This is a genomic window from Paraburkholderia sp. IW21, assembly GCF_041321145.1.
GTDB lineage: Bacteria > Pseudomonadota > Gammaproteobacteria > Burkholderiales > Burkholderiaceae > Paraburkholderia.
The window spans coordinates 69,545-92,350 of sequence record NZ_JBGGWA010000003.1; the positions used below are offsets into that span (position 1 = coordinate 69,545).

21 protein-coding genes and 2 pseudogenes are annotated in these 22,806 nt (G+C 62.9%); 2 read left to right on the plus strand and 21 right to left on the minus strand.

The features are described 5' to 3' along the window. Nucleotides 1–35 precede the first annotated feature (35 nt). A complete protein-coding gene (locus ACAX43_RS07590) occupies nt 36–1,229 on the plus strand; it encodes an amidohydrolase family protein (protein ID WP_370707801.1) in 1,194 nt (397 codons plus the stop codon). 60 nt (nt 1,230–1,289) lie between these two features. Here ACAX43_RS07590 and ACAX43_RS07595 read toward each other — a convergent pair whose 3' ends face one another. The 18 genes and pseudogenes from ACAX43_RS07595 to ACAX43_RS07680 form a co-directional block, all read right to left on the minus strand. Then, nucleotides 1,290–2,036: a glucose 1-dehydrogenase gene (locus tag ACAX43_RS07595; protein ID WP_370707802.1), complete on the minus strand. Its 747-nt coding sequence runs from the start codon at nt 2,034–2,036 to the stop codon at nt 1,290–1,292. A gap of 279 nt (nt 2,037–2,315) precedes the next feature. Further along, complete coding sequence (gene hypB, locus ACAX43_RS07600; protein ID WP_370707803.1) at nt 2,316–3,284, minus strand: hydrogenase nickel incorporation protein HypB; 969 nt, start codon at nt 3,282–3,284, stop codon at nt 2,316–2,318. Further along, the gene (hypA, locus tag ACAX43_RS07605; RefSeq protein WP_370707804.1) at nt 3,284–3,613 is read right to left on the minus strand and encodes a hydrogenase maturation nickel metallochaperone HypA; all 330 of its coding nucleotides are present in this window, start codon (nt 3,611–3,613) and stop codon (nt 3,284–3,286) included. Before hypA ends, hypB begins: the two co-directional genes overlap by 1 nt. 18 nt (nt 3,614–3,631) lie before the next feature. Next, nucleotides 3,632–4,723, minus strand: a complete 1,092-nt coding sequence (gene hypE, locus ACAX43_RS07610; protein ID WP_370707805.1) for a hydrogenase expression/formation protein HypE — start codon at nt 4,721–4,723, stop codon at nt 3,632–3,634. Beyond that, a complete protein-coding gene (gene hypD, locus ACAX43_RS07615; protein ID WP_370707806.1) occupies nt 4,720–6,000 on the minus strand; it encodes a hydrogenase formation protein HypD in 1,281 nt (426 codons plus the stop codon). Before hypD ends, hypE begins: the two co-directional genes overlap by 4 nt. Continuing rightward, entirely contained in the window at nt 5,997–6,713 is a 717-nt protein-coding gene (locus ACAX43_RS07620) for an SIS domain-containing protein (protein WP_370707807.1), read from the minus strand. The genes hypD and ACAX43_RS07620 overlap by 4 nt, the downstream gene beginning before the upstream one ends. Continuing rightward, nucleotides 6,700–7,023, minus strand: coding sequence for a HypC/HybG/HupF family hydrogenase formation chaperone (locus ACAX43_RS07625; RefSeq protein ID WP_370707808.1), 324 nt, complete (start codon nt 7,021–7,023; stop codon nt 6,700–6,702). The genes ACAX43_RS07620 and ACAX43_RS07625 overlap by 14 nt, the downstream gene beginning before the upstream one ends. A gap of 62 nt (nt 7,024–7,085) precedes the next feature. After that, the gene (hypF, locus tag ACAX43_RS07630; RefSeq protein ID WP_370707809.1) at nt 7,086–9,497 is read right to left on the minus strand and encodes a carbamoyltransferase HypF; all 2,412 of its coding nucleotides are present in this window, start codon (nt 9,495–9,497) and stop codon (nt 7,086–7,088) included. 24 nt (nt 9,498–9,521) lie between these two features. Beyond that, nucleotides 9,522–9,623, minus strand: coding sequence for a hypothetical protein (locus ACAX43_RS07635; protein ID WP_370707810.1), 102 nt, complete (start codon nt 9,621–9,623; stop codon nt 9,522–9,524). A gap of 17 nt (nt 9,624–9,640) precedes the next feature. After that, entirely contained in the window at nt 9,641–10,216 is a 576-nt protein-coding gene (locus tag ACAX43_RS07640; protein WP_370707811.1) for a hydrogenase maturation protease, read from the minus strand. Beyond that, nucleotides 10,213–11,643, minus strand: a complete 1,431-nt coding sequence (locus ACAX43_RS07645) for a hypothetical protein (RefSeq protein WP_370707812.1) — start codon at nt 11,641–11,643, stop codon at nt 10,213–10,215. Before ACAX43_RS07645 ends, ACAX43_RS07640 begins: the two co-directional genes overlap by 4 nt. Beyond that, nucleotides 11,640–12,287, minus strand: a complete 648-nt coding sequence (locus ACAX43_RS07650) for a DUF6084 family protein (protein ID WP_370707813.1) — start codon at nt 12,285–12,287, stop codon at nt 11,640–11,642. The genes ACAX43_RS07645 and ACAX43_RS07650 overlap by 4 nt, the downstream gene beginning before the upstream one ends. After that, on the minus strand, nt 12,280–12,918 hold the full coding sequence (locus tag ACAX43_RS07655; RefSeq protein ID WP_370707814.1) for a DUF5947 family protein: 639 nt from the start codon (nt 12,916–12,918) through the stop codon (nt 12,280–12,282). Before ACAX43_RS07655 ends, ACAX43_RS07650 begins: the two co-directional genes overlap by 8 nt. Continuing rightward, nucleotides 12,915–13,481, minus strand: a complete 567-nt coding sequence (locus ACAX43_RS07660) for a NifU family protein (protein ID WP_370707815.1) — start codon at nt 13,479–13,481, stop codon at nt 12,915–12,917. Before ACAX43_RS07660 ends, ACAX43_RS07655 begins: the two co-directional genes overlap by 4 nt. Beyond that, the gene (locus ACAX43_RS07665; protein WP_370707816.1) at nt 13,478–15,292 is read right to left on the minus strand and encodes a nickel-dependent hydrogenase large subunit; all 1,815 of its coding nucleotides are present in this window, start codon (nt 15,290–15,292) and stop codon (nt 13,478–13,480) included. The genes ACAX43_RS07660 and ACAX43_RS07665 overlap by 4 nt, the downstream gene beginning before the upstream one ends. Nucleotides 15,293–15,340: 48 nt before the next feature. Further along, nucleotides 15,341–16,399 carry a hypothetical protein gene (locus ACAX43_RS07670; protein ID WP_370707817.1) on the minus strand — a complete coding sequence of 353 codons (1,059 nt, stop codon included), beginning with the start codon at nt 16,397–16,399 and terminating at the stop codon, nt 15,341–15,343. Nucleotides 16,400–16,737: 338 nt separating this feature from the next. Next, nucleotides 16,738–17,793: a HoxN/HupN/NixA family nickel/cobalt transporter gene (locus ACAX43_RS07675; RefSeq protein ID WP_370707818.1), complete on the minus strand. Its 1,056-nt coding sequence runs from the start codon at nt 17,791–17,793 to the stop codon at nt 16,738–16,740. A gap of 159 nt (nt 17,794–17,952) precedes the next feature. After that, nucleotides 17,953–18,295: pseudogene (locus ACAX43_RS07680) on the minus strand (copper resistance protein CopC). A gap of 329 nt (nt 18,296–18,624) precedes the next feature. Here ACAX43_RS07680 and ACAX43_RS07685 point away from each other — a divergent pair. Beyond that, nucleotides 18,625–19,973, plus strand: a pseudogene (locus tag ACAX43_RS07685) (TAXI family TRAP transporter solute-binding subunit). 17 nt (nt 19,974–19,990) lie between these two features. Here ACAX43_RS07685 and ACAX43_RS07690 read toward each other — a convergent pair. From ACAX43_RS07690 to ACAX43_RS07700, 3 genes are all read right to left on the minus strand, one after another. Next, the gene (locus ACAX43_RS07690) at nt 19,991–20,695 is read right to left on the minus strand and encodes a ProQ/FinO family protein (protein ID WP_370707819.1); all 705 of its coding nucleotides are present in this window, start codon (nt 20,693–20,695) and stop codon (nt 19,991–19,993) included. Between the two features lie 75 nt (nt 20,696–20,770). Then, a complete protein-coding gene (locus ACAX43_RS07695) occupies nt 20,771–22,135 on the minus strand; it encodes an ATP-binding protein (protein WP_370707820.1) in 1,365 nt (454 codons plus the stop codon). Beyond that, on the minus strand, nt 22,135–22,794 hold the full coding sequence (locus ACAX43_RS07700; protein ID WP_370707821.1) for a response regulator: 660 nt from the start codon (nt 22,792–22,794) through the stop codon (nt 22,135–22,137). Before ACAX43_RS07700 ends, ACAX43_RS07695 begins: the two co-directional genes overlap by 1 nt. Nucleotides 22,795–22,806: the final 12 nt, after the last annotated feature.

The window sequence follows — 22,806 nt, forward strand, 5'->3', positions numbered from 1 at the left end:
CGAACACGCTGATGACATCGACAACCCATCATCCCATGACAAACGCCCTGCTCATCATCAACGTCCGTCAGCCTGACGGCACGACCGTCGACGTATCGATCGCCGACGGCCGCATCGCGGCGATCGGCCCGGATCTGCCGCGTGCGCCCGGCGTCGCCCATGAGGACGGCGCGGGCGCGCTGCTGCTGCCCGGTTTCGTCGAAGGTCATACGCACCTCGACAAAACCACATGGGGCATGAGCTGGTATCGCAACGCGGTCGGCCCGAAACTGACCGATCGCATCGAAAACGAACGGCGCTGGCGCGCGGAAAGCGGTCATGACGCAGGCGCACAGTCGCTCGCGCTCGCCCATGCGTTCGTGCATGCGGGCACGACGCGGCTGCGCACCCACGTCGATATCGATACCGACGCGGGCCTGCGTCACCTCGAAGGCGTGCTCGCCACCCGCGATGTGCTGCGCGGCGTGCTCGATATGCAGATCGTCGCGTTCCCGCAGTCGGGTGTGCTCGGCCGTCCCGGCACGGACGCATTGCTCGACCGTGCGCTGAGCGTGGGCGCCGATGTGCTCGGCGCACTCGATCCCGCACTGATCGACGGCGATCCGGTTGCGTCGCTGAACCTGACCTTCGAGCTCGCCGAGCGTCATCACAAGCCGATCGACATCCATCTTCATGAGCCCGGGGAAATCGGCGCGTTCACCTTGGGCCTTCTGCTCGACCGTGTCGCGGCGCTCGGCATGCAAGGGCACGTGGTCGTCAGTCACGCGTTCTGTCTCGGCGCGTTGCCCGAGCGCGAACGCGATGCCCTGCTCGCGCGCCTTGCCGAACTGCGCGTCGCGCTCCTGACGACAGCCCCGCCTTCGACACCCGTGCCGCCGCTCAAGACCAGCATCGAACAAGGCGTGACGATTTTCGGCGGCAACGACGGCGTGCGTGATACGTGGACGCCTTATGGTTCTCCGGACATGCTCGAGCGCGCCATGCTGATCGGCATGCGCTACGGCCTGCGTCGCGACGACGATCTCGCGATCGCGTTCGACTGTGTCAGCGCCGCCGCCGCCCGCGGCTGCGGATTCACCGATTATGGCTTGCACGTCGGCGCACGCGCCGACCTTGTCCTGCTGGATGCGGACACGGTCGCCCAGGCGATCGTCGCGCGGCCGCCGCGCAAGCTGGTGGTCGCCAACGGCCGCATCGTCGCGCGCAACGGCGCAGGCTTGAGCGGTTGAATTGCGTGCGGCAGACGCGACGCTGCACGCATCACCTCAATACCCGCTGCGCGCAACCTGTTAGCGCGAACCGCCGCTGGCGATCAGGCTCTCGCCGGTCATCCAGCGCGAGTCGTCGGACGCGAGGAACACGGCGACGTCGGCGATATCGTCAGGCTGTCCAATCCGGCCAAGCGGCGTCTGAGCGACGGCCCACGTTTCGAAGTCCGAGCCGACAATGCCGGCGCTGTGCGTGCCTTCGGTTGCGACCATGCCTGGATTCACGGAGTTGACGCGAATCTTGCGCGGGCCCAGTTCACGGGCGAGCACACCCGTGATGCCGTCCACCGCACCCTTGGTGGCGGTATAGACCGCGCTGCCCGGCGGCGTGATACGGCTGACAACCGAACTGACATTGACGATGCTGCCGCCTTCGCCCAGATGCTTCACCGCCGCTTGCGTGACCAGTAACAGACCGAGCACGTTTACATTGAAGTGCCTATGAAAGTGCTCTTCGGTGATCTCTTCGATTGGCGCGAATTCATACACGCCGGAGTTGTTGACGAGAATGTCGAGACGACCGTACGTTTCGACCGCGCTGTCGATGATGCCTTTCGCGTCGGCTGTCTTGGAGACATCGCCGGCAACGGCCACCGCCTTGCCGCCCGCCGCGGTGATTGCGGCAACCACGCCGTCCGCGCCCGCTTTGCTGGACGCATAGTTCACTACCACCGACGCACCTTGCGCGGCCAGTGCCTTCGCAATAGCGGCACCGATACCTTTCGATGCGCCCGTTACAACAGCAACTTTACCTGTGAGCTTGCTCATGATCGATTCCTTTGGATGGGGTTTCGCGCCGACGTCCTGCCGCGAAGATTCGCGGGCAGACGTCGATGAAGCCGGACAATGCAATGGCGCTGTCACAGGACACAATGTAGGCACGCAAGCCGTACGGATAAAGCGGCTGAAAGCGAATAGATACGTCGGGTGAGCCGAACAATCGGGAAGGTGTTGAGTGCAGAACGCACGAGCAAAGGTCAGACGAGTGCGAGCGGTGTTCTTTTAACGCCTGCGGTCCGGGTTTCCGACTCCGGGCAGCACCCGACATCAACTCTCGGCGCGCCCTCCAGGCGCGCGCATCGCGCAAAGCCACGTATACCATGCGTCCATTCCTTCTCCGCTCTGCGCCGACACCTGCAGAATTTCAATCCCAGGATTGACCCTCCGCGCATACCCGACACACTGCTCGACATCAAACCGCAAATGCGGCAGCAGATCGATCTTGTTCAACAACAATAAAGAACAAGCCCGAAACATATGCGGATACTTGATCGGCTTATCCTCACCCTCCGTAACGGAAAGAATCAACACCTTAGCCCCTTCGCCAAGATCAAATAGCGCGGGGCACACCAGATTCCCGACGTTTTCGATCATCACGACCGAATGCATCGGCGGATCGAGCTGCGTCAGCGCCCGCGACGCCATCTCCGCATCGAGATGACAACCCGTGCCAGTATTGATCTGAACCACGCGCGCACCGGTGGCGCGAATTCGCTGGGCGTCGTTGAGCGTCGCCTGATCGCCTTCGATCACCGTGAGCGGCAACGTCTCGCCAAGATCGTGGATCGTGCGTTCGAGCAACGTCGTCTTGCCCGCGCCCGGCGAACTCATCAAGTTCAGCGCGAGAATCGAACGACCCGCAAGCCAGCCGCGATTGCGCTCAGCCAGCAACTGGTTCTTCGCCAGAATGTCCTGCTCCAGCGTGATTGAAGTGCCGCGTTCGCTATCGTGGCCGTGCTTGTGATCATGGTCATGCACGTGCTCGTGCGGGTGCGCGTGGTCGTGTGAATGTGGCGCGTCATTTGAATGCGCGTGGTCGTGTGAATGCAAATGGCCGTGCGGATGCGTATGTCCGTGTTCATGTTCGGTCACTCGCCGGTAAGCGGGTTCATGCGCGCCGATCGCGCCGGCCTCCTGCGGCGCCTGCGCCTGCGCTTGCGATTTCGCCGCTTCCTCCGCATCCAGATCGGTCACCGCCGCGCCCTGCGTATTCGAGCATCCGCATGTCGTACACATCACACCACCTCCATCTGCCGGATCTTCAACTGCTGCCCGGAAATCAGCTCGATATTTTCGCTCCCGCAATCGCACTGCCCGAACGGCACCTCGATGTCGAGCGTCGCGCCGCATGCAAGACAACGCGCCTGCCCTGGTATCTCGACGATTTGCAAGCTCGCGCCCTCTACCGCCGTGTCCTTCGCGCAGACGTCGAAACAAAACCGGATCGCATCCGGCATCACCGCCGACAATTTCCCGATCTCCAGCGTCACACTTCTCACGCGCGCACCGTTGGCCTGTTCCGCGCAAATTTCGACGACGCTGTTGGCAATACTCAACTCATGCATGGCGAGAGCCTCCAACGGTCAGCAGATGCGCGGCAATTGTTCGCCTACCAGCATGTCGACGATGCGTTGGCCGCCAAACGCCGTCTGCATGACGACGAGACCGCCTGTGTCCGCGTCGCCCGTCTCCACTGTGCCGATCGCCGCCGCCTCGCGTCCCGCCGGATGCGCGCGCATGGCCGCGAGTACCCGTTCGGCCGCGTCGGCGGGCACGACGGCCACCAGCTTGCCTTCGTTGGCCAGATACAGTGGATCGAGTCCGAGGATCTCGCAGGCGCCCTTCACCTGCTCGCGCAACGGCAGGTCCGCTTCACGCAGCCGTATCGTCACGTTTGAACTCTGCGCGAACTCGTTCAGTACGGTCGCGACGCCACCGCGCGTCGCATCGCGTAGGCAGTGAATCCGCGGGCACACGTCGAGCATCGCGGCAATCAGGCCATTGAGCGGACAACAATCGCTTTCTACATCGGCTTCCAGTGCGAGTTGCCGGCGCGCGACGAGAATCGCCGCGCCGTGATCGCCGAGATAACCGTTGACGATCACCACGTCGCCCGGACGCGCGTTGCGCGCCGAAATCGACACGTCGCGGCGCACTATGCCGATGCCGGCGGTGTTGACGAACAGCTTGTCCGCGCAGCCGCGTTCAACCACTTTTGTGTCGCCCGTCACGATCGCGACGCCGGCTTCGAGCGCAACCCGCTGCATGCTCGCGGCGACGCGCCGCAAGATATCGACGGCAAGCCCCTCTTCGATCACCACCGCGCACGACAGATACAACGGCGTCGCCCCGCACACAGCCAGATCGTTGACCGTTCCCGATACGGCCAGCGTGCCGATGTCGCCGCCCGGAAAGAACAGCGGATCGACCACGTAGCTATCGGTCGTAAAGGCGAGACGGTCCCCGCGCGTGGCAAGATCGGCGAGCGCGAATACGGCCTGATCTTCGAGTCCGGCCAGCGTGGGATTGTCGAAGGCCGAAACGAAAACGTCTTCGATCAGATCGTGCATCGCGCGACCGCCGCTGCCGTGCGCCAGATTGACGGAGACGTCGCGCACGCGAGCGACGCGCCGTGGCGTGGTGGGCTGCAAAGGATCGGACGCGCGGTCGTTCATAGCGCACCGCGCGTGAGAGACGTGGCGACCGCGTCGGCGGTGTCGGGGGCGGCAGCAGCAGGCGCAATCGCGACATCAACACCACTCGCACCGAGGCAACCCGGCGCGCCCCTCTCCTCCGTACGCACCGTTTGCCGCGCGACGCGCCGCGCATCGATCCGCGACGTATCGATACGCCCATAGTTGTAGTAAGCAGCGCACGCGCCTTCGCTCGACACCATCAGCGAACCAAGCGGCGACTCCGGCGTGCAGGCAGTGCCGAACACCTTGCATTGATGCGGCTTGATCACGCCCTTGAGCACTTCACCGCATTGGCACGCCTTGGGGTCGGCGATCTTCAGGTTCGGGACGTCGAACTTGCGCTCCGCATCGAAGCCGGCAAACGCCTCACGCATCCTGACGCCGGAATGATCGATCGAGCCAAGGCCGCGCCATTCGAAAAACTCGCGCATCTCGAACACGCGCGCCACCGCCGACAAAGCCTGCGCATTGCCGTCCTTCGTCACGATCCGGCCGTACTGGTTCTCCACTTCGCAGCGGCGCTCTTCGATCTGCCGCAACACCATCCACATCGACTGCAATATATCGAGCGGCTCGAATCCCGCCACCGTGATCGGCTTGCGATAATGCCGCGCAATAAACTCATAAGGCCGGGTGCCGATCACCATGCTGACGTGCCCCGGGCCGAGAAAGCCGTCGAGGTGCAAATCTGGCGAATCGAGAATCGCCTTGATGGTCGGGATGATCGTAATGTGATTGCAGAACAGCGAGAAATTGTGGACCTTTTGCGCATGCGCCTGCAGGACCGTCATCGCGGTGCTCGGCATGGTCGTCTCGAAGCCGAGACCGAAGAAGATCACTTCCCGATCCGGATTGAGTTGCGCGATCTTCAGCGCGTCGAGCGGCGAATAGACCATCCGCACGTCGGCGCCGTCGGCTTTCGCTTTCAGCAGGCTCTTCTTCGAACCCGGCACACGCATCGCATCGCCAAAAGTCGTGAAGATCACTTCCGGCCGCTCGGCCAACGCGACGCAATCGTCGACGCGGCCCATCGGCAGGACGCACACCGGACAACCTGGGCCGTGCACGAACTCCACCGCATCGGGCAATAACTGCTGGATGCCGTAGCGGAAAATCGTATGGGTATGGCCACCACACACTTCCATGATTTGCAGCGGCCGTTGTTTGGCCCGTTCGATGCGCGACACCAGCGCGCGGATTTCCTTCTCCAGCGCCTTTGCCTTGTGCGGGTCGCGAAATTCATCGACGTATTTCATGGCGCGCCTCCGTCTGCCGAGCCTGCCAGGCCAGCCGACCCGGCGAGGCCGCCGCGGTCGTCGGCGAGCAGCGTATGCACGAGGTCCCACAGGATGTGATAGATCGCGACGTGGGTCTCCTGCACGCGATGAATGCTGTCGCTCCCCACCACCAGGCAATGATCGACAGCGGCGCTCGTCGCCATGCGTCCACCGTCGTGGCCCGACAGCCCGATGGTCAGCAGGCCCAGCTCTTTCGCCTTCGCGAAGGCGGCCAGCAGGTTTTCCGAATTGCCGCTGGTCGACACGCCGATCAGCGCATCACCACGCCGTGCCTGCGCCACCAGCTGCCGCACGAAAATGTGGCTGAAGCCGACATCGTTGCCGACCGCCGTCAGCATGGCCATGTCGGCCACCAGATTGATCGCGGTCAGCGCCGGCCGGCCGGTGGTCACCGGATGCAGAAACTCGACGGCAATATGCGCCGCATCGCAGCTCGACCCGCCGTTGCCCATGGCGAAGAGCCGGCCGTCGCGGCGGTACATGTCGGCTAGCGCATGGGCGATCCGCACCACCGCCGGGCCGCTTTCGTCGAAGAAGCGCCGCTTCGTGTCGGCGCTGTCCTGTGCTTTCAGATGCACCGATTCGAGCAGTGCCGCGTCGAGCTTGTCGGGGTCCTGACGAGCGCCATGCAGGAACGGATACAACGCCTGCAGCGATTCATGTTCGGGCATGCCGGTCTCCGTTGGTTTGCGCTCGCGCGTTCATGGCGCGCTGTTCGTCCATGTCGTCCATCTCGCCCTGCGCCACGCCCAGTTCATGCAATAACGCGAGCGTGCGCGCCGCTTCCCTCTCATCGAGCCGGCTCATCGCGAAGCCCACGTGCACCAGTACCCATTGGCCGATGCACGCACTCGCCGGCCGTCCTTCGTCGATCACGAAGGCGATGTTGATCACGCGCCGCACGCCACCCACGTTGACGAGCGCGAGGTCGTTCGCTGCGTCGGTTACTTCGACGATCTGCCCTGGGATGCCTAAACACATGGTGTTCTCCCCTTAACCCGCTTTTACACCGCTACTTCCGCACCGCTGCTTGCGCACCGCGTTCAGGCGCCATCGCATTGCTGCGCCGCCGCCACGACCGCCTGCCCGAGCGACACGCCACCATCGTTGGCCGGCACCTGCCGGTGCGTCAGCACGCGAAAACCCGCCGCACCGAGCCGGCCGGCCACCTGGTCGAACAGGATGCGATTCTGGAAAACACCGCCGGACAGCGCGACACTGCGCGCGTCAACCGACCCCGTCAGCAGGTCGGCGAGACATTCGACCATTCGCACGATCGCGATCGCCAGCCCCTTGTGAAACCGCGCCGCGATCACCGGCACGGAGGTGCCGCGCTGCAGGTCGTCGAGCAAGGCTTCCCACATTGGCCGCGGCTCGATGCAGTGCAAACCGTCCGGCACGGTGCGGGTGATTTCGAATGGATACCTGTGAGCGTCGCTGTCGTTCCGCAGCGCCTGCAGATCGACCAGCGCCTCCAGTTCGATGGCGGCCTGCCCTTCGTAAAGCACACGTTCCCGGCACACGCCGAGCGTGGCGGCCACGGCGTCGAACAGGCGGCCCGCCGAGCTTGCCAGCGGGCTATTGACGCCTTGCGCAATCATCGTATCGAGCGCGGCACGCGGGCGGCTGCTCAGGAACTGCTGCACGTCGAGTCCGGCGTATCGACGCGTAAAGCCATTCCAATCGAATGCCGCCAGCAGATGCGCATAAGCGTTGCGCCACGGTTCGTCGATGGCGCGCGTGCCGCCGGGCATCGCAACCGGCTTGAGCATGCCGAGACGAGTAAAGCCACGATAATCCGCCAGCATGAATTCTCCACCCCATAGCGTGCCGTCGTCGCCATAACCAAGACCATCGAGTGCGATACCCAGCATCGGCAGCGCATCGAACGCGACGCCGTTTTCGGCCATGCACGCGGCCAGATGCGCGTGATGATGCTGCACCTCGACCACGGGAATTTGCCATGTCCGCGCAAGCTCGTAGCCGATCTTGCGCGACAGATACTCGGGATGAAAGTCGAGCGCCACCACCTGCGGCTCATGTTCGAACAGGCGCAGATACTGCGCCACCGAGCGGCGATAGTCCGCGTAAGTCAATGCGTCTTCCAGATCGCCCAGATGGTGCGAAACGATGGCCTGCGCGTTGCGTGCAAGACAGAAAGTGTTTTTCAACTCGCCGCCCATCGCCAGAACAGCCGGCGTTTCCGCGAAACCCTCGGGCAATAGCAACGGCGCCGGCGCATAGCCTCGCGCGCGCCGCAATACGCGCGGTTCACCCTGCACCACGCGGGTCACCGAATCGTCGACCCGCCGCGCGATGTCGCGATCGTGCATCAGAAAGGCATCCGCGATCCGGCCCAGACGCGCGCGGGCATCCGCGTTGTCGATGCATGGCGGCTCGTCGCTGGTGTTGCCGCTTGTCACTACGAGCGCTGAATCGACCGACTCCATCAGCAAGCAATGCAGCGGCGTGGACGGCAGCATGAAGCCGAGCGTGCCCACACCTGGCGCAACGCTCGGCGCGACACACTCGGCGCCGTCGGCACGCATGATGACAATGGGTCCGCTTGTGCCATGCAGCAGTGCGAGTTCTGTTTGATCGGGCGTGCAATAGCGGCGTACTGCTTGCTGATCGCGCGCCATCAGCGCAAACGGTTTGCGCTCGCGCCGCTTCAGTTGACGCAAACGTGCGACCGCGACTTCATCGCAGGCGTCGCAGGCGAGCTGAAAACCACCTAGTCCCTTGATCGCGACGATCGCGCCATGGCGCAACAGGAGACTCGCCGCGCGACAAGGATCGTCGCCATCGCTCCGCGCGCCGTGCCGCCCCTCCAGCCAGACACGCGGGCCGCATGAAGGACACGCCACCGGTTGCGCATGAAAGCGGCGGTCGGCGGGATTCTCATACTCGGCGCGACACGCGTCGCACATGTCGAACGCGGCCATGGTCGTGTTAGCGCGATCGTAGGGAATGGCCTGAATGATCGAAAGACGCGGACCGCAATGCGTGCAGTTCGTGAACGGATAACGGTAGCGGCGGTTCGCCGGGTCGGCAATCTCGGCGGCACAGTCCGCGCAGATCACTGCGTCAGGCGTGACGCCAGTCTGCACATGGCCGGTCACGCTCGCCACGATCCGAAAGTCGCTGTCCGCCGCCGCTTCGCTCAGTCGATGCCTTTCGATCGCGTCGATACGCGCGAGCGGCGGACACTCCGCGCTCAGGCTATCGATGAAGTGCTGCAACGTCCAGGCGTCGCCCCATGCATGAATCAGCACGCCGTCGCTATCGTTGCGCACGTCGCCAACCACCCCGCACGCGTGCGCGATGCGCCACACGGTCGGCCGGAAGCCGACGCCTTGCACCAGTCCACGCACCCGGATTTCCTCGCCGACGGGTGCGGGGACCGCCGAACGCTGGGTCGAAGACGGCCCGGCAGACTGTGCGTGCGTGCTCATCGCCAACTCCCTGGCTGCTACCGCTTACATGTTGCGGATGCGGATATAACGCTTGATGTCCTTCATATTCGCGAGCACGCCGACTACCAGCGCCGGCAATAAAAGGTACTTCAGAAAGCCTTTCATGACGCCTCCCACTTCAGCTATTTCACACCGTATCCATGGCGGCCTGCCTCACAAGAACTCAGCCGCTCCATCCTTGCGGTCACCAGCTTCACGGTCAGTTCAACCGCCTGCTCGACCGCCGCCGCCACCGCGCGGCTCAACCCCATCCGTCCTTCTTCGCCGTTTTCAAAACCGAAATCCTGCGGCTCGCAACCGAGCACGACGATGTCGTCGCAACTGCCGCCCAACATTCGAACCGTTTGCAGCACCTTGGCGGGATCCATTTCGTGCGGCGACCTCAGAATCGGCACCGCGTACGGATCGCCCGGCTCATCGCTCACGGCATCTTCAACAGACGGCTCGATCACATACAAGGTGCCGGGCGCACCACCGCGCTGCGTCGTGTCGATCAGAATCGCGCTGTCCACGCCGTCGAGCAGCGCATAGCAAAGATCGATGCCACGAATGCCGAAGTCCGCGACGCTCACGCCGTCGCCCAAGGCCGGCAACTCACCCGTGGCAAGTTTCTCCCGCAGACAGCGCACCACTTCGACGCCGAAGCCGTCGTCGCCGAGAAACACGTTGCCGATACCGGCCACCAGAACCGCACTCATGCGTGGCCTCCTTTGCGACTGGATGGGCCGGCCGGACTGGACGCTTCGCCCAGCGGCTCGATCTCGTCCGGCCCGAAGAAGAAGCGATGACCGGGCATGCGCTGCATGCCGAAATCCTTGCCGGGGTCGTCGTCGATCGTGACGGCAACGTGGACGTGGTCGTCGAAATCGCGTTCGATCGATTCGACCGTGGCCACCATGCCGCTCAGCGTGATATCGAAGATGTCCGCCCGGCCGCGTGGCCGCAAGCGCACCTGATCGCCGATACGAATCTCGACGCCCGCCACCCGCACGCAAGCGAGATGCGGCCGTGCGTCGAGCTCGGCCCATGGCGAGACCGGCATGGCGGGATCGTCCAGCGGTGTCAATGCATCCACGCTCGCCGCGTCGAGTGCCCGCACCTGGCGCAAGGTGCCGTGCAGCTTCTCCATCTGCTCGGCGCCGAGGCTTTCGGTGCGCGAGAGCAACGCACGCGCACGCTCGTCCGTGGCGATCACTTCGCGCTTTTCGTCGTCGGTCATGGTGAGAATGCGCAGGGTGAGGATCTCGTCGATCTCTGTCGAGTCGAACAGATCGCCGGTACTTTCAGGCGCGATCTGCGGGAAATCGTAGAGAATGATCGGCGAAGCGAGCATCGTGTCGGGCTGTTGCTCATCGCCCACCAATACAGGCCATACGCCGATGTTGCGGCATGCAGCAGCGGCCGCCGCCAGTTCGTCGGGCGGGTCGATCGACGAAATCCATGTGCCGCCCTCGATGGTCAGCACCGTATGACAGGACACCAGTGCATACAGCGACGCCGCATCGCGCTTCAGGCTGCGTGCATTGTCGAGCGGCGTCTCGTTGACGATGCGCACCTTCAAACGATAGACTCCGGCCGCCACGCTAACGGCACACAGTTCGACATGGCCGCGCAGCGAAGCACGCGTACGCCGCAGTGCGCCACGTAGCGTGCCGTGCTTGTCCCCAAGCGGTTCGAGTTCACTGCCGGCGTCAAATGAAAACGCAATCTCCAACGGTGTGTTCAGCAATTCGCCCACGATCAGAATCGGCACGGCGATGTGCCGCTCGGCCGCCTCCTGCCACGCGGTGTAACGCCGTTCGTCGATATCGAGCGCGGGCACGGTGCGCCACGACGGCTCACCCGACTCCGGCCGCGCGGCGGCCCCATCCGCCACATCCAGCACCGCCCGCTCGATTACCTGCAGAAAACCGGGCCGCACCGCCACGCGGGTGCGCTCATCGCCGCGCAGCAGGCATTCGGTCTGCGTCACCCACGGATCGCTGCCGGACGCCTCGGCATAGGCGCGCGGATACACGCCGCCGAAGGTCCAACGTTGCCGGTTCTTCACCGAGGTCGGCCTATACGGGTACAGCATGTAGCCTTCGTACAGCACCGCCTGAACCACACTCTCGACCGCGTTCACGATATGTCCTCCTCGACGCCGTCGAGCAGGCTCGTCACCGCCTGCTCCCAGCTCGTGAGACCCCGCCGGCTTTTGAAACGCGAGAGGCGATCGAACACTTCCCGGTGCAAACACAGCCAGGTACCGTTCGGGTAGTAGTGGGTCATCATGTCGCGCCATAGCGCAACCGGCAGCCGGTACGGCGCTTCCTTGTGCCACGGAATCGGCGCGGCCTGCAAGGCACCGTCGGCTTCGCGATAGAACACCGTGCCGCTGAATTGCAGCATGAGTGGAATTTCGCCTTCTTCGAGGCCGTGAAAATATTTGGTTGCGGCCACATTGAAATCGTAGCTGCACGGTACCGGCAAATCGAGCGTGCATTCGCCGGTGAACGGTGGCGCGATTGCCGTGGTATGTGTCCATAGCAGCGTGCGTAGCGTCTCGCCCCAACGCGGCGGCGTGCCGAACAGGTCCTCGAGTCCGTATTGCTCGGCGGGCGCGTAGCGACGCTTCGTTGCTTCTATCTGGATCTGGCATTGCAAGGTGATGCTGGCAATCTCTTCCTGCGCCGGCGTATTGGCGATGTGCAACCTGAACGTCAGCAGCGGCGCTGCGGCGAACGGGACGACTTCCGCTGATTCGACAGTGAACCCGAGATCAGGCATGAAGCAAGCCCTCCGGTACACGACCATGGGTCTTCAGCGCGGCAAAGAAGCGATGAATCGAATCCCACGCCTCCCTGCCGCCTGAAAGTCCGCGCCAACGCGCGCGGATCACCCCGGTCAACGCGTAACACTGATCGATCGGCACACGATAATATTCACGTGCACCTTCGCTGCGATTCACGAGTAGTGCTTCGACGTCGGGTTGTAGTTGCGCGAGCAACGGATTGTCGGCAACCAGCTCGTCCCACGCTTGCAACGCCAGCAGCGATTGCGTGCCGCCGGCCGGGCCGGGGTAAAGCGCCACGACGCGTTGCGCGGCGCTGTCATGAAAGAAGAAAGCGATATCGATGGGAATCGCCAACGCATCCCATTGCGAATCGCTCATCCGGAAGCCATCGAGATAATGCGCGTCGCGCGGCACGGGTCGATAGCGCGCGTTCTGCTGACTGCCGAACAGCAGCGCACACGCACGGCAACAGCAAAAGAGCTGCCGTTTGGCGGTTTCGAACAGATGCTGATGATCGGATAAAAGCGGCAGGCCGCACAACTCGCACTGCATGTCGTCGGCTTTGCGCACGAAATGGCGTAACCGCGCGACCCAGCCGCGTGTCGTAGCGGCGGCGGGCGTCATTGCGCGCCGGCCTCGGTCCGGCTTGCTGTCTCGGTGTGATGCGGCACAAAGTGCAGTTCATGCACATTGACGTCCGGCAGACCTGCAATGTCGACGCGCATCGTTTCAGGCGCCGCTTCGAAGATCGCGCGTTCGATTTCCTGCTGCAACTCGCCTACAGAATTATGTTTGCCCTGCAAGCGGCCGGCCACCCTTACGCGCACGGCCTCTTCCGCGGCGTCGAGCAATTCGATCTGAATGCCCTGTGCGCCGAGCAATGGCCGCATCTTTTCCACCGCACGCGAGACGCGGGTCGGCAGATCCTGCGGATGCAAGCCGTGCAAAAGCAGCAACGCCGACACGCCGGCGTCGCGCTCGAACGCTTCGATCATGGCCTCGTCCATCACGCCCGCCGCCGACACGATCTCCATCAGGCGCGCGAGTCCGTTCGTGTGCAGATCGAGCACCACCTGCAGCAATTCCCTGGCAGGCTCGCGCGCGCGCGGATCGTCGAGCGCTTCCAGCGCCACAATCAGTTCGTCGATGCGGTGTTGCTGGGCGGCGACCGCGCCTTCGTCGCTCACTTGTGCGCTCCCTGCATCACGCCGAAGGTCGGCGAGTGCGTCGTATCGATCGTCTTGCCATTACCGACATACATATGCACGCCGCACGGCAAACACGGATCGAAGCTGCGCACCGCGCGCATGATGTCGATACCCTTGAACTTGTCCGGCCCGTTCTCTTCGAAGATCGGTGTGTTCTGCACCGCGTCCTCATAGGGTCCAGGCGTGCCGTAGATATCGCGCGGATTGGCGTTCCACGGAGTGGGCGGATACGGATGATAGTTGGCGATCTTGCCGCCGCGGATCACGAGATGATGCGAGAGTACGCCGCGTACCGCTTCATGGAAACCACAGCCGATGCCTTCTTCCGGCACCTTGAAATCGCTGAAGGTGCGAGTGCGGCCGGCGTGCAGTTCGCCCAGCGCCATCTCCGCGAAGTGCAGCGCCGCCGCGGCTGAATACGCCTGAAAATACGTGCGGGCGCGATTGCGTTCCAGCGCATTGCTCCACTTCGGAATCTTCCATTCGAATTCGACTTCGGGCTTGAGCGCGGTTTTCGGCAAATAGATCTTCACGCTGTGGCCGGTCGCCTTGATATAGCCGATATCGACGAGCCCGGCCAGCGCCGTCGCCCACAAGCGTGCGATCGGACCGCCGCCGGTGTCGAGCGCGAGATGATCGCCGGTACGCTTGTCGAGCCAGCGCGGCGACATGACCCACGTATAGTTGCCGTCGAATTTGCGCTTTTGCGGACGTGGCAGCGTGGTCTGATTCCACGGATGCTTGCGGTCCACCGGATTGCCGAGCGGATCGTTCTTGACGAAGGTTTCTTCGTGATCCCAGTCGTCGTAATAGGAACTGCCCAGCAGAATACGGATGTTCAGGTTGATGTCGACGAGATCGGTCGTGACCAGCTGGCCGTCCACCACCACGCCGGGGGTGACGAACATGCCGCGGCCCCATTGTGTCATCGAGTTGTAGCTGTAGTCGCACACGTTCGGGTCCTGGAAGGAGCCCCAGCAACCGAGCAGGACGCGGCGCCGGCCTACTTCTTCGTAACCCGGCAGCGCCTCGTAGAAGAAGTCGAACAGATCGTCATGCAGCGGCACGACTTTCTTCATGAACTCGACGTACTTCATCAGGCGCGTGATGTAATCGGTGAACAACTGAATGGTCGGCACAGTGCCGACACCGCCGGGATACAACGTCGACGGATGCACGTGGCGCCCTTCCATCAGACAGAACATCTCGCGCGTATAGCGGCTGACCATCAAGGTCTCGCGATAGAACTCGCCAGTGAACGGATTGAGCGCGGTCATGATGTCCGCGATGGTCTTATAGCCATGTTTGTCCGCATGCGGCGCGGGCGTTTTCTGCGCCTTGTCCCACACGCCGGGATTGGTCTCCTTGACCATCTTCTCGCAGAAATCCACACCCACCAGGTTATCCTGGAAGATGTTGTGGTCGAACATGTATTCGGCCGCTTCGCCCAGATTCACGATCCACTCGGCAATCGGCGGCGGCTTCACGCCGTACGCCATGTTCTGCGCGTAGACGGAGCACGTTGCGTGATTGTCGCCGCAGATCCCGCAAATGCGGCTTGTGATGAAGTGCGCGTCGCGCGGGTCCTTGCCCTTCATGAAAATGCTGTAGCCGCGAAAGATCGACGACGTGCTGTAGCACTCCGCCACACGGCGGTTCGCAAAATCGATCTTGGTGTAAATCCCCAGACTGCCGACGATCCGCGTAATCGGATCCCAATTCATTTCGACCAGCTTGCCCGGCGCTGCCTGGGTGCTTGTGGTCGCTTCAGGTGCAGTGCTAACGGCCATGACCTTCTCCCTGCTGACAAGTCGAATTCAGCCCAATACGCCGCCGGATCAGCGACGGTAGCCGGTGGTGAGTTCCGAACGGTTGTGACGCCATTTCGGCTCGTCGTTGAGCGTGTTTTTGGTCAGCTTGCGCAGGCTGCGAATCAGCGGACCATAGCTCTTGATGAGATTCGACGACAGCACCGCTCCTGGCGGCTCATCCATGAACGGCATGAACTTGTCGGGAAAGCCCGGCATCGTGCAGCCGATGCAGATACCGCCCACGTTCGGACAGCCGCCAATGCCTGCCATCCAGCCGCGCTTGGGCACGTTGCACTGCACGACCGGCCCCCAGCAGCCGAGCTTGACGATGCAGTTCGGGCTGCCGTATTCGGTCGCGAAGATCGCCTGTTCGTATGAGCCCGCGCGGTCGCAGCCGTCGTGAACGGTGCGGGTAAACAACCACTTCGGCCGCAATGCTTCGTCGAGCGGAATCATCGGCGCGAGGCCGGCTAGCTGATACAGCAGATAGAGCAGCGTCTCCATGAAGTTGTCCGGCTGCACCGGACACCCAGGCACGTTGACGATCGGCAGGCCCGCTTTCGACTTCCAGTCCCAGCCGAGATAATCGGCAAGGCCCATGCAGCCGGTCGGATTACCTTCCATTGCGTGAATGCCGCCGTAAGTCGCGCAGGTGCCCGCGCCGATTACCGCCAGGGCGCGCGGTGCGAGCCGGTCAAGCCATTGCGGAATCGTGATCGGTTCCTGCGTATCGGGGTCGGTGCCCAATGCGGCCCAATATCCCTCGCGATTGATACGTTCGTTTGGAATCGAGCCTTCCATTACCAGCACGAAGTTCTCAAGCTCCCCGCGCGCGGCCTGATGAAACGGCTTGAGAAACTCATCGCCGTTTTCATACGCCAGTACGGGGTTATGCAAATGCACCTTCGGCAAACCGGGAATCGCACCGAGAATGACGTCCTCGATGCTCGGCTGAGTCGCCGCGGTAATCGATACTGAATCGCCGTCGCAGCCGAGGCCCGCGGTGATCCAGATGATGTGCACTTCCTTGAGAGCCGGCGCGTGCTGAGTCTTGCGCCCATAGGGGACGTTGTCTGCTTCTGCCATGATGTGTCTCCACTGCGAACCGCGTTCTTTTTCGTCAGGCAAAGATACGTGGCGAGTGCCGCACGGCAGTCACGTGTCCAGCAATCGATCCGCAAAAATTTCCGCATAACGCGGACAAAAGGATCGGATTGGCTGCATGTTCTAGTTCGAATGGTGCCCACCGTGATGAGCCCGAAAAACTTGTTGGAGTATAGTTCAGCGATGCGAAATAACCCAATTTTCGTCACCCGCTCACACAGCGTAGCGCGGTCCAACCTACCGGCCATTGGGCGTTCCGCAATTCTCTGACAATAGCCCTTAAGGGTTTATGTCATTGCGTGCGGGCGAGTTCGAAACGCTCAGGAACGGATCTCCATTTCTTCGAAGCGCTTCCATTTGTAAACCGCCGCCGACAATAACCAGCTCGCCAGAAACACGCCAATGATCGCGTAGCCGATCATGCCGAAGTTCTCGTTCAGACTACCCACCGCCTGCCAGAATCCGCCACTCAGATGCAGTCTGTCGGCCAGCAATCCGAGTCCTTCAATGCCGCCGACCAGCAGCGCCACCAACACCGAAATCGTCGTGATGGTGATGTTGTAATAGAGCTTGCGGACCGGCTTCACGAAGGCCCAGCCGTAGGCGCCCAGCATGAGGATGCTGTCGGTGGTGTCGATCAGCGTCATGCCGGCCATGAACAGCACGGGAAACACCAGAATCGACCAGATCGACATGCCTTGCGCGGCTCCGGCGGCGGAAATGCCGAGCAGTCCGACTTCGGTTGCGGTATCGAAACCGAGGCCGAACAGAAAGCCGAGCGGGTACATGTGCCAGCTCCGGGTAATCAGGCGAAAGAGCGGCCGGAAGATGCGTGAGAGAAAGCCGCGATCGGCGAGCAGCATGTCGAGATCTTCATCGACGTAAGGTTCGCCCCGGCGTACGCGACGAAAAGCGCGCAGCACCGAGCGCAGTACGATCAGATTCAGGAGCGCAATGGCAAACAGGAAGAACGTCGACACGAGCGTGCCGATCATGGCGCCGGTTTCCTTGAAACCACTCATCCGGCTTTGCAATGCCATGGCGGTCGCCGCAATGCCGAGCGTCGCCAGTACGACGATGGTGGAGTGTCCCAGCGAGAACATCAGCCCCACCGTCACCGGGCGTTGGCCGGACTGCATCAGCTTGCGCGTGACGTTGTCGATCGCCGCGATGTGATCCGCGTCCACCGCATGCCGCAAACCAAACGAGTATGCGAGCAGGCAGGAGCCCATCAGCAGCGGGTAGCCGCGAAACGCCACGAAGGCCGCCACCCATGCCGCAATATTGAACGCAAGGAGTAACGCGTAGAGCCACGCGATCTGCCGGCGCTGATGGCCGCCTTCCTCGCCGAGGAGTGCCTTCACAAACTCCGTCATGAGTTCTCTCCCCTGAGGCAAAAAGCTGCTGCGTTGCACAGCGTGGCCCTTGATGCCTGTTTTCGATGATAGTACTTTTCGCGTGCGTTCGATCCCAGGCGGGATCGGACATGTTGCGTCATCGCCCCCGGCGATGACGCAACGCACCACTGTTTCAGACTACTTCACATCGAACGCATAATCGCCATGCGTGCGATGCCCGTCGGAGGCCACGGCTACCCAGTGCACGATGTAGTGGCCAGGCGCGAGCGGCGGCAGCGGCACCGCCATCGCCGCCGCCTGATGCGCGTCGACCCCGGATTTTTCCGTGTTGACCTGTTTGCCGCTCGCGTCCGTGACCGTCAGCGAACTGAACGACGGCTCGAGCGGCCCGTCGAAAATCACGCGGACCTGCGCGGACCTGCGCGGGCGACGCCACCGTCGCGCCCGCGCGAGGCTCCTGCTTCTGCGGAAACACATGCGCAAAAGCGGCGCTCGCAAACGCGAGCCCTGCGATCAGCATCGGCACATTCCGTGCGGCACGCAGCCCGTCATGTCGATCGTTTTTCATCGCGTGGCTCCTCGGTTACTGAAAGAGTGACGACATCGGAGCCCACAGTCGAAAAGACATACGGCGACATCGCGATGCGTTCATGGCATCGCGCCAGTGCGACTCGAATCTTTCGAGGGAAACGACCCAAGATGCGCTCGGCAACACGATTCGAAGCTGTCGCGGATTATGCCATGGCCTATCGTGCATTCAGGCGGACGCCGCAATAGAGCAAACTGCCAACGGCAAACCCGCTGCGGACAGTGGACAATGCGTCATCCCGGCATCGGCATGGAGTGTCCATGAAAGCGCATCGCCCGCGTCCCCCGCACTTTCCCGGCGATCATTGCATGCGGCGTGGCGCGATCACACCTTGCCTTACGTCATCGTGGCCGCGTTCGTTGTGCTGATGGCCACGCTGATCGTCTGGGTGGTCGATCCGGCACCGCCGAAAACGATCACGATGAGCGCGGGCCCGCACGACAGTTCCTTCCTCGTTGCCGCCGATCAGTACAAGAAGATCCTCGCCCAGAACGGCATCACGCTGAACGTGCTCGAATCCGATGGCTCGGTGCAGAATCTGCGTCGTCTGCTGGACCCGAAACAACATGTCGATCTCGCGCTCGTGCAAGGCGGCGTGGCCGATGGTCTCGATACGTCTTCGCTGATGTCGCTCGGCAGCGTTTTTTATATTCCGGTAGTGGTGTTCTATCGCGGCACGGGTATCACCCAGCTTTCACAACTGGAAGGTAAACGCATTGCAATTGGCCGCGAAGGCAGCGGCACGCGCCTGCTGGCGCTCAAACTGCTGGATGCAAATGGCATCGAACCGGATGGCGACACCGTGCTGGTGCCAAGCGATGGCTTGCAGGCCGCCACGCAACTGGTGGCGGGCAATGTCGACGCAGCGATCCTGAACGGCGACTCGGCCACACGGGGTTTGATGCTGCGGCTCCTGAAAGTGCCCGGCATCTCCGTCATGAATTTCGACGAAGCCAGCGCCTATACGCGCCTCTTTCCGTATCTCGACGAGATCGACCTGCCGCCCGGCGTGCTGGATCTCAAGCGCAGAATTCCGCCCGAGACCATCCATCTGATCAGCCCGACGGTCGAACTCGTGGCCCGGACCCATCTGCATCCGGCCATTTCCGACTTATTGATCGAGGCCGCGCAGGAAGTGCACGGCATGCCGGGGCTGTTGCAGCACGCGGGGGAATTCCCGAGCCCGGTCGCCCATGAATATCAGATCAGTGAAGATGCGCAGCGCTACTACAAGACCGGCAAGAGCTTTCTATACCGCGCGCTGCCGTTCTGGCTCGCGAGCATCGGCGACCGCACGCTCGTTCTGCTGCTGCCGATGGCCGTGCTGCTGTTTCCGGCAATGCGGCTGATCCCGGCGTTGTACCGGTGGCGCGTGCGTTCGCGCATTTACCGCTATTACGGTTCGCTGATTGCGATCGAACGCGGCGCACTCGCCGATTCGACCGAGGAAGAGCGCAAGAAGCTTTTCGAGGAACTCGATCAGATCGAGGCGTCGCTTAACCGCTTGCGCATGCCGCTTGCCTATGCCGACGCGTTCTATGTGCTGCGCGAGCACGTCGGCTTCGTGCGCAGCCGGTTGGGGGCGGCGCGGCAAGACAGCCACCCCTAGACGGGGTGGGGGCCTCTTTATGCTTCGGTGGTGGCCGGGGGTGTTGCCGGCGGTGTGGTCGAATCGACGGCCGGGGTGTCCGTCGAGCCGCCCTGCGGCTGGCTATCCGGGTCGCCTTGCGGGGTGGCCGCTGCTTCAGTTGGTGCTTCAGTTGGTGCGTTGGTTGGTGCGTTGGTTGGGGCGTTGGTTGCTGCTTCGGCCGAAGCAACGGCGGACGCGCCGGCCAGCGAGGCAGCCGCTTTAGGCGCACCCTTGTTCGCCCGATGCGCCTGCAGACGCTGTGCGCCGGCCGCTTCCTGCGCCGTTACCTTGCCCGCTTCGCCGCCCGAGACATCCACACGCGCGGCGCCTTCGACCAGGCACTTCCAGTAGCGGCTGCCACGGCACCACGTCTTGATCGCGTCGCGCAGTTCGGCTTCGGTCAACGACAGTTCCTTCGCGTGAACCACGAGGTCCTCGAAGATGCCGACCTTCAGCGGCAGCTTGGGGGCCGGATTCTTCGGGAAGGCATTCGGGAAGCGCTTTTGCAGCTTACCGATCGATTTCACGACCGGGTCCACAGGCTTCGCGTCAACCTTGGGAGCGGGCGCGGCGCGGCGCGGCGGCGAAGGCTTGCGGGCAAGCTTCGCGCCGGGCTTGGCGACAGGCTTGGCCGCCGGCGCAGCTTCGGCGCGGGCCGCGGCCAGTTGCTTCTTCAATTCAGCGAGTTGTTCGAAACCCATAGCGCACAATCAATCGAGAAAGATGAGATTGTATCAGCGTGTGGAAACACGCTCGCGCCCGGCGACCGCGTCCACTCAACTTTTAACCGGAACGGGACCCGCAAGCTCACACGCCGTCAGGCCAAAAACCGACACACACAACCCAGCCCGTCCATCGTTATTCCGCATGGAAAGGTGCAGTTGATGCCGCGCGGCGATCCGGGACACGATGGCAAGACCGAGCCCGCTACCTTCGCCCTGAGCCTCTTCCCCGCGATAAAACCGATCGAAAACCCGCTCGATTTCAGCCTCCGGTATTCCGGAGCCACTATCCACGACGTCAAATCCCACCCGCTCGCCGGACCGCTTGAGGATCACATCAACGCGCCCACCCCGTGGTGTATGCCGAATCGCATTGTTGATCAGATTCCCCAACAAAACACTCATCCCATGCGGCTCAGCCAGCACGGTATAAGCATCATTACCGCTGCGCGCGCCCTCACATTCAAGCCCGAGATCGATCTCCTTAGTCTCCGCCAGCAACGAACAATCCCCCACGGCCTGCTCGCCGATCCGGCGCAAACTCACCGGCACCCTCGATGTCACCGGATGCGCATCCTCACGCGCCAGCGTCAACAACTGCTGCACCAGATGAATGATCCGGTTGACCCGCCCCTCGACACGCTCCAGGGTTTGCCCTTCGCCCTTTAACGAGCCATCGCGCGAAGCAGCCTGCAATTGCAACTTCAGCGCGGCGAGCGGCGAGCGCAACTCATGCGCGGCATCCGCAATGAACGTGCGCTGCGCCTGCGACGCCGCGTTCAGCCGCTGTAGCAGATCGTTGAGCGCTTCCACCAGCGGCTTGATTTCGATCGGCACGGCGCCGTCCAGATGAAACGGCTCCAGGGAATCGATCGAGCGGGTCGTCAACGCGCGCGTCAGTCCGCCGATCGGCGCCAGCCCTCGTGCCACCACCAGCAGCACCAGCACGATCGTCACCGGCACCAGCACACCGAGCGGCCATAACGTATGGAGCGCCAGTTGCAATGCCAGGTCCTCGCGCACGGAGATCGGCTGCGCCACCTGGACGTAACGGTCTTGCTGCTCCAACCCGAACGTGCGCCAGTGGTTCTCGCCGCGCTCGACGGTGCTGAAGCCCGCAGGTAAGCGCGCGAATACCGGCGCCTGCATCGAGTGATAGACGAGCTTGCCGGTACGGTCCCAGATTTCGATGACGACCCGGTCGTCGGCCAGATCGCCCATGTCGGGGCTGCGGTGTTCGCCGTCGCCGGCGCTCGCGAGATTCAACGGCAACGACAGCGCCACCGTGCGCAGCTCGTAGTCGAACAGTTCGCTGGCTTCCTCGCGCGCGGTATGAAAGATGCCGTAGCCGGCCACGCCCGAGGCCGCTGCCAGCCCAAAAATCAGCCAGCCCAGCAGCCAGCGGCGAATCGACGTCATCAGCACCTCTTCAGACGATAGCCCACGCCGCGCACCGTCACCACCTGCTCCGCGCCGATCTTGCGCCGCAAGCTGTGCACGTGCACTTCGATGGTGTTGCTGCCCACCTCCTCGCCCCAGCCGTACAGCTTTTCTTCCAGTTCGGCCTTGGTGAACACCCGCGTGGGCTCTTCGATCAGCGCCTGCAGCAGCGCGAACTCGCGCGGCACGAGGGGCAACGGCTCGCCATCTTTGGTGACTTCGTGCGCCGCGGGGTCCAGTGTGAGCTCGCCGTGCGCGTAGATGGGTTGCTTCTGGCCGGTACGCCGCCGCAATAGGGCGCGCACGCGCGCGGCCAGTTCGTCGAGGTCGAATGGTTTGATCAGGTAGTCGTCGGCGCCGGCATCGAGGCCGCGAATCCGTTCGTCGACCGCGTCGCGGGCGGTCAGAATGATCACCGGCGCGGCGCCGCCGCTCTTGCGATAGGCATTGAGTACGTCGATGCCGTCTTTTTTCGGCAAGCCGAGGTCGAGCAGCACGAGGTCGTACACGCCGTTACCCAGCGACAACTCTGCCGCGCGGCCGTCTTCGGCCCAGTCGATCGCGTAGCCCGAGCGCCGCATCGCGCCCAATACCGTCTCCGCGATCATGTCGTCGTCTTCGACCAGTAGCAGACGCATGGTCTCTCCTCT

Bases quoted from the DNA above. Each gene is read 5' to 3' on its own strand.
- ACAX43_RS07590 (WP_370707801.1), top strand. From the start codon at position 36: ATGACAAACGCCCTGCTCATCATCAACGTCCGTCAGCCTGACGGCACG.
- ACAX43_RS07595 (WP_370707802.1), bottom strand. From the start codon at position 2,036: ATGAGCAAGCTCACAGGTAAAGTTGCTGTTGTAACGGGCGCATCGAAA.
- hypB (WP_370707803.1), bottom strand. From the start codon at position 3,284: ATGTGTACGACATGCGGATGCTCGAATACGCAGGGCGCGGCGGTGACC.
- hypA (WP_370707804.1), bottom strand. From the start codon at position 3,613: ATGCATGAGTTGAGTATTGCCAACAGCGTCGTCGAAATTTGCGCGGAA.
- hypE (WP_370707805.1), bottom strand. From the start codon at position 4,723: ATGAACGACCGCGCGTCCGATCCTTTGCAGCCCACCACGCCACGGCGC.
- hypD (WP_370707806.1), bottom strand. From the start codon at position 6,000: ATGAAATACGTCGATGAATTTCGCGACCCGCACAAGGCAAAGGCGCTG.
- ACAX43_RS07620 (WP_370707807.1), bottom strand. From the start codon at position 6,713: ATGCCCGAACATGAATCGCTGCAGGCGTTGTATCCGTTCCTGCATGGC.
- ACAX43_RS07625 (WP_370707808.1), bottom strand. From the start codon at position 7,023: ATGTGTTTAGGCATCCCAGGGCAGATCGTCGAAGTAACCGACGCAGCG.
- hypF (WP_370707809.1), bottom strand. From the start codon at position 9,497: ATGAGCACGCACGCACAGTCTGCCGGGCCGTCTTCGACCCAGCGTTCG.
- ACAX43_RS07635 (WP_370707810.1), bottom strand. From the start codon at position 9,623: ATGAAAGGCTTTCTGAAGTACCTTTTATTGCCGGCGCTGGTAGTCGGC.
- ACAX43_RS07640 (WP_370707811.1), bottom strand. From the start codon at position 10,216: ATGAGTGCGGTTCTGGTGGCCGGTATCGGCAACGTGTTTCTCGGCGAC.
- ACAX43_RS07650 (WP_370707813.1), bottom strand. From the start codon at position 12,287: ATGCCTGATCTCGGGTTCACTGTCGAATCAGCGGAAGTCGTCCCGTTC.
- ACAX43_RS07655 (WP_370707814.1), bottom strand. From the start codon at position 12,918: ATGACGCCCGCCGCCGCTACGACACGCGGCTGGGTCGCGCGGTTACGC.
- ACAX43_RS07665 (WP_370707816.1), bottom strand. From the start codon at position 15,292: ATGGCCGTTAGCACTGCACCTGAAGCGACCACAAGCACCCAGGCAGCG.
- ACAX43_RS07670 (WP_370707817.1), bottom strand. From the start codon at position 16,399: ATGGCAGAAGCAGACAACGTCCCCTATGGGCGCAAGACTCAGCACGCG.
- ACAX43_RS07675 (WP_370707818.1), bottom strand. From the start codon at position 17,793: ATGACGGAGTTTGTGAAGGCACTCCTCGGCGAGGAAGGCGGCCATCAG.
- ACAX43_RS07690 (WP_370707819.1), bottom strand. From the start codon at position 20,695: ATGGGTTTCGAACAACTCGCTGAATTGAAGAAGCAACTGGCCGCGGCC.
- ACAX43_RS07695 (WP_370707820.1), bottom strand. From the start codon at position 22,135: ATGACGTCGATTCGCCGCTGGCTGCTGGGCTGGCTGATTTTTGGGCTG.
- ACAX43_RS07700 (WP_370707821.1), bottom strand. From the start codon at position 22,794: ATGCGTCTGCTACTGGTCGAAGACGACGACATGATCGCGGAGACGGTA.